Below are 13,039 nucleotides of genomic sequence, written 5' to 3'. Positions count from 1 at the left end.
CCAATATGGGCATCGGCGGCATCACACCCGCACAGAAACTGAAAATGGCCGCGTGAATTCTACAATAGCGCCCCGTTAAAAACGGGAGGATTACCGTCGCGTAAACAACTCCCGGAACAACGCTTGCGAACGCGCCAAGCCTTCATCGGTCAGGATCAATGACTTCGACTTGTTGACCGGGTCGCCGATCAAGCTGAATAGCCCCGAGTTTCGTAGACACCCCCGGGTTAGATTTTCTGCTGCCTCTCGAACTCGACGGGCGACAGCATTCCGTTTCTGACGTGCTTGCGTTTCGGGTTGTAGAACATCTCGACGTAGTCGAACACATCTTGGCGAGCTTCATCGCGTGAACGGTAGACCCTGCGACGTATCCTCTCCCGCTTCAGAAGATTGAAGAAGCTCTCGGCCACCGCATTGTCATGGCAGTTGCCGCGTCGGCTCATCGAGTGAACCAGATTGTGGTGCCTGAGGAACGAGGCCCAGTCCATGCTGGTGAACTGCGAACCCTGATCCGAATGAATCAGCACTTTGTCCTTCGGCTTTCGCCTCCACACCGCCATGAGCAGAGCCTGCAATACGACGTCCGTGGTCTGTCGGCTCTGCATCGCCCAGCCGATGACCCGGCGAGAATAGAGGTCGATGACGACCGCAAGGTAAGCGAAGCCCTCGCAGGTTCGGATGTAGGTGATGTCCGTGACCCAGGCCTTGTCCGGAGCCGCGACGTCAAATTGCCGGTCGAGTGTGTTGTCGATAGCGACGGCAGGCCTGCCGCCATAGATGCCGGGACGGCGTTTGTAGCCGATCTGCGCCTTGATCTCTGCGAGACGTGTCAGGCGCGCGACCCGGTTCGGGCAGCACATCTCTCCCTGATCGAGAAGGTCGTCGTGCAGCTTGCGATAACCGTAGACCTTGCCGCTCTCTTCCCATGCCTTCAGGAGCAGATCGGTCTGTCGCTTGTCCTCGCTGGCTCGCCTGCTCAGCGGGTTCTTCAGCCAGATGTAAAATCCACTAGGGTGAACCCGCAGGAGACGGCACATCGTCCGCACCGAAAACTGCAAGCGATGCAGGGCAATGAACGCGTACTTCACTTTGCATCCCTGGCGAAATACGCGGCCGCTTTTTTTAGGATATCGCGCTCCTCGGTGACGCGAGCCAATTCCTTCTTCAGCCGCCTGATCTCCTCGGCCTCGTCGTTGCCCTTGGCGTTCGACGCTGCAAACTTCTTCTTCCATTCATAAAGGGAATGCTGGCTCACGCCGAGACGTTGCGAAACCTCCGCAACCGGATAGCCTCGCTCCGTGATCTGACGCACGGCGTCCCGCTTAAAATCTTCGCTGAAATTCGATTTGCTCATGATGCTCTTCCTGCCTCAAAATTAGGAAAGAAGGCGTCTACAAATCTAGGGGCTATTCAAGCCCTTCTTGTGAAGCCGATCCGTCGTTGCCCAGTCGAAGCCCTTCCAGGCACAGCGTTCGTTATGCAGCGTCAGCCATAGCAGCGCCAAAACCGTATCGTCGATCTTGTCCTCATCGATCTCCATGAACCCACGTTACCACGCGCGGCGCTCAAAATCCTGCGGCCCTGCTCGGATGGATACGCCGCTCGTGCTATCCTAAAATGGTCCGTTCGCGATTCGGCCGAAAATGGAGGAGTAGCGTTCTCAACCGTGGACCGTTTCGAATCAACGGGATCAGCGACGGAGATAACAAAGGAGAAAATCAAGTCCGCCTTCGCCGCGCACAACGTTGAGAACACAAATGGAGACAACACTGGAGCGCGAGTCCGAAAATCCCCTCCGTAGATTGGAGGAACTTTTCTCATCCTAAAATTCGATCCTCGGTGCTCGCCGAAACGGCACAGTGGACAGGTGTACTATCGACTCGAACTCGCCATAGGCTTTATGCGATCAATTGTAAAAAGGCTGTGCTATGAAGCGCCGTTCATTTCTTCAAGGTGGATTGGGAGTTGCCGGCGCCTCGCAGCTAAGCGACGGCACGCCACTTTCCTCCTCGTTCATCGAAGATCGCCGACGAGCACAGACGGCAACGACTTATCCAATTCCCCAATCTATACGACAGACCAATATCCTAGTCGGCAACGGCGGTTCCGTTTACGGACCATTCTCCAGCATTCAGATCTTCGACATCGAAGATGTAAAGGTCTATCTGCGCCAGCCTGGGAACAAAGAGTTTACCGCTGTATCCGTGACCGTGAGGAAGGCCTCAAATCTTCCTTTGGATTTTTTCACGATCACATTCCCATCCGCAGTCACACACACAACTGAGTTCGTCGTTTCCTCGGAACGAGTTACGGCACGCTCTAAAGCCGTCGGCCACGGCAATAGCGTTGACGTAACGGCACTTGAAACAGAACTTTCCCAAGTCGCGGCCACGCAACAGGAACTGCGGCGTGATGTCAATCGTGCGGTGACAGTTGAACTCGGACAGGAACCGCAAAAACTGCCCGTGCCGGACTCTACCGGTAATGTCATTGGTTGGAGAGATGGTCGGCTCGCGAATATATCGGCCACGGAATTCATCGAACAAGCAGGTCTCGCGTCGCGGGAGCAAGGCCTGCGTGCTGACGTTAACCTAGCCTCCAGGGCCATGGCAATTTCGACCTTTCATCCGCTGATCGCTCCGGACTACATTCGGACCGCTGGATATGCTGTTCCTGGTGACCGCGGGGGCGCCATTTATCAGAGGGTCCATTTTCAACCCTCGCATCCTGGCACACTTTCGATCACTACGCTGAGTGGGACACTCGTTTGGTATGAATTTACTGGAGACGAGGTAACGCTCTTCCAGCTCGGCGCGAAGGGCGACGCCACTCCTTTTGTGTCCGGCAGCGGCGCCGATGATACTGTCGCATGGAACGATACAACGGCGGTCGCGGTCGCACTTACAATACCGATGAAAGTTCCATTTTTGCCGTCGAACAAAGCGTTCCGTCTGACAACGCGTACCGACTATCCGAGTGAGATCACTATCAAAGGAGATGGGGCAGATGTTACAGTCGGGCTTGCCACGAACTTTCCAAACGGCGGATCATGGGTTTATCTCGATCACCTGCACGAAGGTTTCTATTTCCGCGACGATGATCAGATTGGTGCTTCAAAGAAGTTCGCTCGGCTGAAGGGAGTGGGCGTAGTTCGAAATCAGTCTCCGCCGCGACCGGGCTGGACACCCTTGCCAGCTGCCCACGACCTGCGGGTCGAATACAATGTTGATCTCGAAGACATGATTTTCCTGTCATCGTCGAAGATTGCCATTGTCCGTTCTGCCGGCCTACTTCAGACGCGGCGGGTGCGAGGGCAGCCCCTAATATTGGGCTATGAATGCGAACGCTCTTCGGACGTTCAGCGTTGGGATGGTGACCATTGGTGGCCATATTGGTCACAGGATCATAACGTTAAGACTTACACGATTGCCAACGCCATGGCCTACAAGGTCCGCAGAGCGGACGGCCTCATGATTACTAATCCGTTCGGGATCTGGTACAAGCGCTTGTTTTATGCGGAAGACGCTAAGGGTGACGGATCTGGCCTCGCAAACTTCCATATCGCAAACGCATATGCCGACGTTGGTGGGGGAGCGATCGAGATCGTGTCAGAATACTATTCCGCATACGGCTCCGTCACGGGTTACCTGTGTAATTCCAGTATAGACGGCGCCCCCAGCGAGGGAGCCGCCTTCCGCCTGCGGGGAGCAGTTGCCTCGCAAATTAACCTCGAGATGCGAAGCAATAGATCACCGGAAGAAGCTGTATATGCTAGCGGTGCAGCGCACAGAATACGCCTCAACGCAGGACACATAGAAGGTTGGTCCTATGTGAAATCGGGCCGATATGCGCTGAAAGCAACCGATGGGGCAGTGATCGATGTTATTCATGAGGCGGATTTTGCCGGAGGGAACGGCCTCTTTTGCATGCATGATGATTTAAGTCGGATTACATTTCCAATCAAGTTCGATCTAGCGAAGTCCGCAGCATCAGAGACAGGATTCTATAGCCGACGCGTTAGCCTTGAAGATGACGCCGTAGGCGTAGTGGCCGTGCCTTCAGGTGATAAAACTTGCAACCTTCACATAACGCCAACCGCCGTACCATCGAATGGAAACCCTGCCGGATCGATATGGGGACGTGCAACCGCGAACCCGTCCGCGTCGCCCATTAGCCTTTCACACACGGCCAACGTGTCGCTGACGACTGGGATTTTGACGGGGACAACCGGTATTGACGGAAATCTCACAATATCGTTCGCAAGTGATGGAAATATTTACATCGAGAACAGGACCGGCTCGATCCGGACGTACATCCTGACTCTCTTAGGCAATTAATCAACGCGCGGCTGAAGTTGTTTTTTTTCGACTCACCGGGACTGTGTGCACGGACGAGAAACCGCCTATCCAACAATCGAACGGCGCACGCAGCTCGCTCCGATCTCGCTGCCTCAGGAAACTTGGCGCCGCTGCACAAGGAATGTTTTCGCACCTCTGCCTCCAGCACGGACTTGACACACTTCCACCGTTCGCGGCAAACGCAGCTCGAGTTTCTGGTACGCGTCGGCTAGACAATTTCCGCTGCTCTGGACTTGAGCTGTGTTGCCACCTGAATGTTTGCTCAAAATTCAACCGGCACGAGTACTACCACGAGGAGATCACCAGTGTCCCTATTCACGGTGGCGCGTAGGATATCGCGTCTCTTAAGAGCTCCGAGCTCCCGCAAGAGTCCTCTCGAGCGGCGGGTGGCGAACCTCCATAAATTAGTAAGCTACGATCCATCCGGTGGCAGCCCCCCTGTTGCGGATGCCGATTTATCCAGACTGCGCATCGCCTGGATTATTCCGGACTTCGTGCCGGGAGCCGGCGGGCACATGACCATTTTTCGGATAGCCAACTATCTGGAACGCTTTGGCCATGAAGTGCGGTTTTTCGTGCAAAATCCAACTGCTCACAGATCCGGCGCAGCGGCACGGGAGACAATAAACAGGCATTTTCAGCCGTTCAGCGGGACCGTCGAATTGTTCCACGACGTGGTCCCGGACGCCGAAGGAGATGCATTAATTGCGACCGATCGTTTCACTTGTTATGCAGTGAACGCGATGCAAAAATTCACACGTAGATTCTACTTCGTGCAGGACTACGAACCTGCGTTTTATCCAGCTGGCGCTGAGGCCCTCTTAACAGAAGCGACCTATCATTTTGATTTTGATTGCCTTTGCGCCGGAAATTGGCTGCACCGACTGATGAGCGAACGGTTCGGCCGCTGGTCCATGTCTTGGCCGCTCGCGTATGATGCAGATATCTACAACATGAACGCGAACAAGGCCAAGAGACACGAGAACCGCATCGCGCTCTACGCCCGCTATGTCACCCCCCGTCGCGCAGTCGAGCTAGCCTTCATGGCGCTTGAGATGCTCCAGAAGGAAGGTGTGAAATTCGAGGTCGATTTCTTCGGTTGGAAGTTGGGAAAACTCAATGTCGACTTCCCCTATCGGGACCACGGGATTCTGACGAGCAAAGAATTGGCTCAACTATACCGAACCGCAACAGTCGGCTTGGTGTTTTCGGCCACGAATCATTCTCTCGTGAACAAGGAGATGATGGCTTGCGGCTTGCCTGTCATTGATCTTGATCTAGAGACCGTGAGAGCGATTTTTCCCGACAACGCTATGGCCTTTGCGGCCCCGACGCCCGAGGGAATCGCCGCCGAAATAAAGCGTTTACTCCAGCAACCATTGGAACGCGAACGTCTACAAGATGGTGGCATCGCGTATGTCCGCGATCTATCTTGGGAAAAATCTGCTCGGCTTATCGAAGCTGCGCTACGAGAACGAGTAGATCACACATTAAGACAAGGACCTAGATGATGGCGTCTAATCGTTGCGCAGTAGTCATTCCGACGAAAAACGCTATGGCGCGCTTGCCGAGAGTCATCGCAAAAGTACTTAAACAGCAAACGCCATGGCCCTATGAGATAATAGTCATCGACTCCGGTTCCAACGATGGAACTAGGGAATATTTACGCACCGTAGCGCAAGTACGGCTGATAGAAATTGAGCCGCATGAATTCGGTCATGGCAAGACACGAAACTTAGGTGTCTCGGCAGCTGATGCCGATCTCGTGGCATTCTTAACACACGACGCTGAACCTTTGAACGAGTTTTGGTTGACCGAACTTGTCGACGCACTAGAACAGGACCCGCGTATTGCTGGCGTCTTCGGTCGACACATTGCATACGAGTGTGCCACGCCCTTTGTGAAGATGGATTTGGATCGACACTTCCAAGGATTCCTGAACTATCCGCTCGTCGTACATCGAGACCTTGATCCAATTCGCTACAAATCGGACGAACGCTGGCGTCAGCTCTTGCACTTCTACTCCGATAACAATTCGCTCATGCGTAAATCAGTTTGGGAAGCTATCCCCTATCCAGACGTCGAGTTTGCAGAAGACCAACTTTGGGCGCGCGAAATCATCGAGGCCGGATATTTTAAGGCCTACGCCCCCGATGCAATAGTATGTCACTCGCATGATTACGCATTCCTAGAGCAACTAAAACGAGCTTATGACGAGTCGCGTAATTTCAAGAAGTATTTTGGCTATAAACTTTCGTCACGACCGGTCCACGCAGCGGCATCGATCGTCGGTTTGGTGAATGAAGCGTTCCGCCAGGAGGTAGATGGGCGCTTTGGTGAAGTCACGTTTGCGCATCGGGTGAGAAGGGCTATGCAGAGGGTGGCTCTTATATCCGGGCATTTCCTCGGTGCAAATTACGAGAGGCTTCCGGGTCCGATCTCGACTTGGCTATCGCTCGATACTCGACTGTTTCGCGCATAACCAGTCTCTCACTGATGTGCGGAGGGGGCGCGGGTTTCGTTGATGGCTGGATAATCTGCAGTGCGTCTACTTTTGGTATGCCTCGACTAGTTGCCGGCAGTCCGTCCACGCCGCCGCGATACTCCAAATCCATATCTATCATAAATAGCCGCCTGATGATAAAAGCTACGTTTTGAGCCTCGTCGAAAGAACGGCGTGCCATCGTAGGAACAATGCCCGTCTTGCAACGCCATTCACTCAGTGCACTATGGGAGCAAGATGGCGGAGCCGGACACCGCTACATCCAACAGGAAACAGCATGAGCCTGCAAGTTGACTATGCCGGACTAGACGTCCAGAGAGAGGCGAAAGAATCGGCCGAGTATCTCAGCGAGACGAACCAGAGGAGCCGACATCAGAAAGCCTTTTCTCTTTTGTTAACAAAGAAAAACTCCTTAATTTTCCTCGTTTTCCTGCCAAGTATGGTTGCAGCAGTCTATTTTTTTCTCATTGCTAGTGGGCAGTATATTTCCGAAACACGTATGATTGTGCGAACAATCGGGGTAAGCGAGCAGTTTGACGTTTCGGAGACACGTGAGGGGCGATCTATAATAGGCGGTGACTCACTTACGCAAGATTCCTATATCGTGGCGAACTATCTAAAGTCTCCCCAGGTAGCCAGGACTCTAGATAAGCAGATAAACCTCCGAGACTTCTTTTCTAAGGATAGCATAGACCCATTATCGCGGCTCAGTAGTACCGCGTCATTCGAAGAATTATACGAGAAATGGCTCAAGCATGTAGACACATATGTCGACGGTCCATCAGGGATTATCATCTTTACAGTTCGCGCATTCTCTCCTGATGACGCCGCGACGATATCGTCCGCTGCCTTGGTTGCCGCCGGAGGAATGATCGACAAAATATCTGAAAAAGCAAAGAAAGATCTCGTTACGCGTAGCGAGCACGACGTTTTGGCAGCCCTTGAAGAATACCGAAAAGCCCTTGATGACTTGCGCGACTACCAAAACAAGACGGGGGTCTTGGACCCAATTTCGTCAGCCAAGATGGCAAGTTCAATCATTTCGAAGTTGATTGAGGAGAAGCTTGCACTCACCATTACACTGAAGTCGCTAGAAGCCGCAAAGGCAGACGATACCGCTAAGGGGCGCCAATTGAGGCGATCCATTCAGGCAATTGATGACCAGATTGATATTCGCCAAAACAGCATCGCCGGAAAAGGCACATCGAACGAAACGCAACTTTCAAACAGCTTAACTGAGTTCTCGCGCCTGGAAACTCGCCGAATTGTAACGCAAGCGCTCTACGAAGCGACGGTGCGCAATCTAGATACGGCAAAATCGGCGGCTTTGAAACGAACGACATTCATGGCTGTATTTTCTAGCTCCGAATTGCCTGAAAAGTCCGAATATCCGGATCGTTTTTCTGAATGGATCATATTCACGGCGGGCCTATTCACCCTTTGGGCCACTGCTACACTGATTTGGATGTCGATTGAGGACCATCGGATCTAACGAATGATCGCGCTAGAGAACGTTACAAAGTTCTACAGAACTGCTGCCCATCGGCGTTATATATTGCGAAACCAGACAGTGGATTTCGCCGCAGGACGTTCATACGGACTTCTTGGTGTAAATGGCGCTGGAAAATCGACCACGATGCGCCTTATAGCCGGGGCTGAACTCCCAAATAAGGGACGCGTTCACCGCAAGGTTCGAGTTTCTTGGCCACTGGGTTTTGCCAATGGACTAAATACGCAGCTGAGCGGAAAAGAGAATCTCAAGTTCGTTGCCCGCGCTTACGGTGAGGACCACAATCGAGTCCTACGTTTCGTAGCGGATTTCGCCGAAATCGGAAGCTACTTGAACGAACCGCTCCGAACCTACTCGTCAGGCATGATGTCACGCTTCGCTTTTGGTCTCTCGATGGCCATCGAATTTGACTGCTACTTGGTGGATGAAATTACTGCAGTTGGCGATGCTAATTTTCAGAGGAGGTGCCGGGAAGCGTTTAAGGCACGTCGCGCCAAATCGGATGTCATTATGATTTCCCATGATATGGTTACGATTAAGGACTACTGCGATGTCGCGATGGTATTGATTGATGGGCAGTTGGTGCAATTTGATAATGTTGAAGAAGGCATAGCAGCCTATATGCGGCTTAATCGTTAGCAAACAATGGTCGCACATCGGAGAAGATCGTGACAGACAACAACCAGCTCACCCCGACCGGGGAGTCGCAAACCATTATTGCGCGGAGCCAAAAAATCGCAGGTGCTCTCAGTTCCTACGCTCGCGCGTTGACCTTCGAAAATAGAAGTCGCCGAAACTTGTATCGCCTGGCAGGCCTTGCACCCCGTACCCGTGACCGTGTATTCGCGATAATTTTAACATTCGTTATCGGCGTGGCATTTGTGCTGCCAGTAGGCAGCGGGGTTGCTTACTACGCGTTCATAGCGAGCCCTGGTTTTGTATCGGAGGTTCGATTCATTGTTCGCTCATCAGCCCCCATCCTATCGCGCGACAGATACGCGAGCGATACCGTCGAACCAAAAGCAAAAGTGGTTCAAGATACGGCTGTGTTACTTAATTATCTAGGCAGCCCCGCAATCGTACAGGACCTCCAGAAGAATACAAACCTAGGACAGGTCTTCGGTCGCGGTGACATCGACTTCATTTCGAGGCTCGGCGACGATGCGACGCAAGACGACACACTCGAATACTGGAAGAACCGTTATTCAGCATCTGTCAACCCTAAAAGCGGCATAGTGGAATTGGAAGTAACCGCTTTCACACCAACGGAAGCATATAACCTGACGAAACTGATACTGCGGCTATCAGAGGAACAGATCAACAGACTTAGCAGTGGCATGTGGAATGACCTTCTCGTGTCCGCACAGAAGGACGTGGATAGCGCAACAGCAGAGGTTGCCGTGCTACGCGGAAATCTCAGGGATACTCAGAATAGAACCGGGGTGTTTGACGTCGACCTGTCGGCCGAGAGTATCACGTCTGTTTTGACAGGGCTTGAAGCGAACATCGCACAATTGAAGAGTCGCCGAGATGCGTTGAGCCAGAGCCTCAGCAGTAAGGCCCCACAACTGGCGGACATGGATCGGCGACTGAGAGCCCTCACGGAGCAAGCAAGGCAGCTTAAGGAACGAACAGCAGGGTCTTCGCTTGAACAGGCCGGAAATCTGGCTGACTACTCAAGTGTTTTTGACAAACTCAAGCTCGATCTAAAGGTCGGGGAAGATAAACTTCGATCGGCAATTGGCGAACTTGAGAAAGTCAAGCTCGTTAGTTCGCTCCAGCTTGTTTACGTAGACAACTTTACGGAGCCTACACTCCCAGACAAAAGTACATACCCGAACGTGCCACTTTCCCTGTTTTTATGGTGCCTTCTTTGGTTAACTGTCAGCGGAACTATGTGTGGGATCGTATTATTCTGTCGCAACAAACTAGATTAGCACCACCCCTGTTTGACGCGACATTATCAGCAAGAGCCTGTTGGCGACGAACGTCCATTCAATCCGCAAAACTCAACACCGCGTCCAGGACCATCGATAGCGAGGGATCTACGGCCGCTAACCTTGTACTCCGTGGTGGCCTTGGAGTATATTTTGTCATGCCAATGGACGATTCAGCATAACCTTATGAACTTCAGCGTGCACCAAGATACCGGATCGGAAATTCACGGCTACTTAGTACCGGATGGCTTCTCGACAAAACCGATAGTCGCTGTGCGACTCAATGAGTCCAGTACTACGGAAATTGCTTGTTGGCTTTACGTAGAGGGTGCATACACGCAAGGACTGCACGAAACCGGCAACGTTGCGTTCATTCTCAGTGAAAGCAATGTGCCTGGGATCAGTACCGCTGAAAGGGTGGAGATATCCGACGTCGAAAGCGGATTGATCTTCTATCGCCGCGCGTCGCTTGACAACATTCCGCGGAAGGTTCTTCGTGTGGAAACCTCGTATGTTCCGCACAGCGAATTGGATCTTAGCTTAAAACCCCACTTCCAATTTTTCGAGCATAGAGCCGAGCGCCATGGGTTCGAAACAGTGCGACAAATGCTGGAAATACTTCATCAGCCGTCGATATATGTATCGGGGAGGATTTTATTAAAGAACTACCAGGTCTATATCGATTACAATATAGACGTCACGATGATAGGATTACGGGATCCTTTCTACGAACTTGCGTTGCGGCTCATTACGTTCAGTAGATACAATCTGCACAGATTCGCGTTCGTACCCGAGCGAGATAAAACAATATTTCGTCCCGTAATAGACTGTTTTGCCGGCCTCGATGTTCGCGACGAAGGAGCGGTACGCCGCGCGATCCGCCAAGCGCCGAAGGATACACTTTCAGTATTGTCGTCACCCTTCACGCAACAGCTAATGGCCGCGAATCCGTCGGAACCTGCCCGATTGGATTCTGTCGTTGGGGCGCTTGATGCGTTGTCGCAGTTTACGCTTTTTGATGCGGGGCAGGATGACACTAGCTATGCCAAGAACATCGCCGAATTGCTCGGATTGCCCGAAGGGTCGGTGAATATGCGGCCTCAACTCGAAGCGGTACATCAGCTCGCAGACATTCTGAGAGAAATCGGTTCGGTTTCACATCTGTTGGAGTCGGATTTAATTCTCTATCATTTTATCCAAAAGGCTTTGTTCCGGGCACGTGCAAAAGATTGAGTCCGGTGCGTTGAATGTGCTAGTCGCCTCCAGACCTGCCCAAAACTATGAGAGAATCCATGCTGTTTAACAACCTTAAAAGCCTTGTCAGGAAGAACAGCCTCCTCTGGGGGGCAGACGTCGCCGAAGCGTATCACGGGGCGGCTGCGCGCGACATGCAGTTGCACTGGGACCAATTCATTGAGCCTGCCCGCCAGCGCCACCCAATCAACTACGACACTACTATTGATTTCGCCTGCGGCTACGGTCGTAACACTGACTTTCTTTTATCATTCGCCAGGCACATCACAATGATTGATGTCAACCAACATAATCTGGACTATTGCCGGAAGAAGTATGCCGATAATGTTCGCGTAGATGTAAAAGAATGTAGTGGCTACGATCTCCGTGATATAGTTGATGATTACTGTTCGTTTTTCTACACATTTGACAGTATGGTGCATTTCCCGCCACGTATTATTAAGGCATACCTTCCCGAATTTTTCAGGATTCTAAAATCGGGTGGATATGCACTGATTCATCATTCCAATTTTACTGGTCGCGGTGTCGATGCAGATTTCCGAGCCAGCCCTCACTGGCGAAACTATATGTCCGCGAAGATGTTCGCTGAAGTTGCCGAGGGCGCTGGTTTCGCCGTCGTTGAACAGACGATCCACGCTTGGGGGGGGGTTCCCGAACTCGATTGTGTCTCTATACTCAAGAAGCCCTGAATTACCCTCCGGTGGTGGCTGCCTACCAAGCAATGCGCGGCGTGGCGTTCATGACAGCGGTCACCTTCGTGGTCGAAATCGGCGATGTACGTCGTTTCGATAACCCTCGTCAGCTAATGGCATATCTAGGCTTGGTGCTGTCAGAAAGCTCGACGGGCGAACGCATCAAACGTGGCGAGATCACCAAAGCGGGCAACATCCGGGCGCGCCGCGCACTCATAGAAGGGGCTTGGACATGTCGCTACTCGGCGCGCGTGAGCCCGACGATCCAGGCTAACCTTGTAGGCCCGCCGAAGGTGCTCCGGGACATAGCGTGGAAGGGACAGGTTCGCACGCGTTATCGCCGGCTAATCAGCGCGGGCAAGGCAAAGACAGTCGCGGTAACCGCTATCGCGCGGTAAGCGGTGACGTGAGGCCGTTACTTCTTGAAGTTCCAGGGCATCAATGCGTCGATATCACTCGCTGCCCAACCGGCCGCGAAGCGCTCGAGCGTCTGCGTCAACCACGCCAGTGGATCGACTTCGTTCATCTTGGCGGTCTGGATGAGGGTGGAGAGCGTTGCCCATGTTCTTCCGCCGCCGGCATTTCCGGCAAATAGGCTATTTTGCCGGACGATTGCCTGGGGGCGGATGGCACGCTCGACGATGTTGGAGTTGACCTGCCACTGAACTTTCATCCAGCTGCGACTAAAGTCCCCGCGGTTCTGAATACGCCAAGTGGCGCGGTGGGAGCAACCGGCGGAAACGCGAAGCTTTCAACTTGCGCAGCGTTGGAGCCGGTTGCGGCGA

General features: G+C 52.8%; 9 protein-coding genes and 4 pseudogenes. 9 read left to right on the top strand and 4 right to left on the bottom strand.

Going from position 1 to position 13,039, the window contains the following annotated elements; genetic code table 11:
• Positions 1 to 90: 90 nt before the first annotated feature.
• The 3 genes and pseudogenes from BLU15_RS40545 to BLU15_RS39795 all read right to left on the bottom strand — a co-directional run.
• Positions 91 to 192 (bottom strand): annotated as a pseudogene (locus tag BLU15_RS40545) (DUF6429 family protein); the annotation flags it as partial.
• 35 nt (positions 193 to 227) lie between these two features.
• A protein-coding gene (locus tag BLU15_RS38420; protein WP_371590419.1) for an IS3 family transposase occupies positions 228 to 1,354 on the bottom strand; the annotation gives its coding sequence in 2 pieces (ribosomal slippage) (positions 228 to 1,126 and positions 1,126 to 1,354; 1,128 coding nt in all).
• A 57-nt stretch (positions 1,355 to 1,411) separates the two neighbouring features.
• Positions 1,412 to 1,540, bottom strand: a pseudogene (locus BLU15_RS39795) (hypothetical protein); the annotation flags it as partial.
• Between the two features lie 388 nt (positions 1,541 to 1,928).
• Between BLU15_RS39795 and BLU15_RS38410 the strand changes: the two are divergent.
• The 9 genes and pseudogenes from BLU15_RS38410 to BLU15_RS38370 all read left to right on the top strand — a co-directional run.
• Complete coding sequence (locus BLU15_RS38410; protein WP_143034367.1) at positions 1,929 to 4,337, top strand: hypothetical protein; 2,409 nt, start codon at positions 1,929 to 1,931, stop codon at positions 4,335 to 4,337.
• A gap of 407 nt (positions 4,338 to 4,744) precedes the next feature.
• Positions 4,745 to 5,869, top strand: a complete 1,125-nt coding sequence (locus BLU15_RS38405; RefSeq protein WP_176960492.1) for a rhamnosyltransferase WsaF family glycosyltransferase — start codon at positions 4,745 to 4,747, stop codon at positions 5,867 to 5,869.
• Positions 5,866 to 6,840, top strand: a complete 975-nt coding sequence (locus BLU15_RS38400; protein WP_090302514.1) for a glycosyltransferase family 2 protein — start codon at positions 5,866 to 5,868, stop codon at positions 6,838 to 6,840. The genes BLU15_RS38405 and BLU15_RS38400 overlap by 4 nt, the downstream gene beginning before the upstream one ends.
• Positions 6,841 to 7,138: 298 nt before the next feature.
• A complete protein-coding gene (locus BLU15_RS38395) occupies positions 7,139 to 8,353 on the top strand; it encodes a KpsE/RkpR family capsule polysaccharide export protein (protein WP_090302512.1) in 1,215 nt (404 codons plus the stop codon).
• Between the two features lie 3 nt (positions 8,354 to 8,356).
• Positions 8,357 to 9,010 (top strand): ABC transporter ATP-binding protein, encoded by a 654-nt coding sequence (locus tag BLU15_RS38390; protein WP_090302510.1) that lies wholly within the window; start codon positions 8,357 to 8,359, stop codon positions 9,008 to 9,010.
• Between the two features lie 29 nt (positions 9,011 to 9,039).
• On the top strand, positions 9,040 to 10,308 hold the full coding sequence (locus tag BLU15_RS38385) for a KpsE/RkpR family capsule polysaccharide export protein (RefSeq protein WP_090302508.1): 1,269 nt from the start codon (positions 9,040 to 9,042) through the stop codon (positions 10,306 to 10,308).
• A gap of 186 nt (positions 10,309 to 10,494) precedes the next feature.
• Positions 10,495 to 11,541 (top strand): hypothetical protein, encoded by a 1,047-nt coding sequence (locus BLU15_RS38380; RefSeq protein WP_143034366.1) that lies wholly within the window; start codon positions 10,495 to 10,497, stop codon positions 11,539 to 11,541.
• A 59-nt stretch (positions 11,542 to 11,600) separates the two neighbouring features.
• Positions 11,601 to 12,251 carry a class I SAM-dependent methyltransferase gene (locus tag BLU15_RS38375; protein ID WP_176960490.1) on the top strand — a complete coding sequence of 217 codons (651 nt, stop codon included), beginning with the start codon at positions 11,601 to 11,603 and terminating at the stop codon, positions 12,249 to 12,251.
• Positions 12,252 to 12,259: 8 nt separating this feature from the next.
• Positions 12,260 to 12,652, top strand: a pseudogene (locus BLU15_RS38370) (transposase); the annotation flags it as partial.
• Positions 12,653 to 12,669: 17 nt separating this feature from the next.
• Here the strand turns inward: BLU15_RS38370 and BLU15_RS38365 are convergent.
• Positions 12,670 to 12,906 (bottom strand): annotated as a pseudogene (locus BLU15_RS38365) (transposase domain-containing protein); the annotation flags it as partial.
• Positions 12,907 to 13,039 lie beyond the last annotated feature (133 nt).

This window comes from Ensifer sp. YR511, assembly GCF_900103045.1.
Classification (GTDB): domain Bacteria; phylum Pseudomonadota; class Alphaproteobacteria; order Rhizobiales; family Rhizobiaceae; genus Ensifer; species Ensifer adhaerens.
This window is presented reverse-complemented; position numbering and strand designations above follow the sequence as displayed.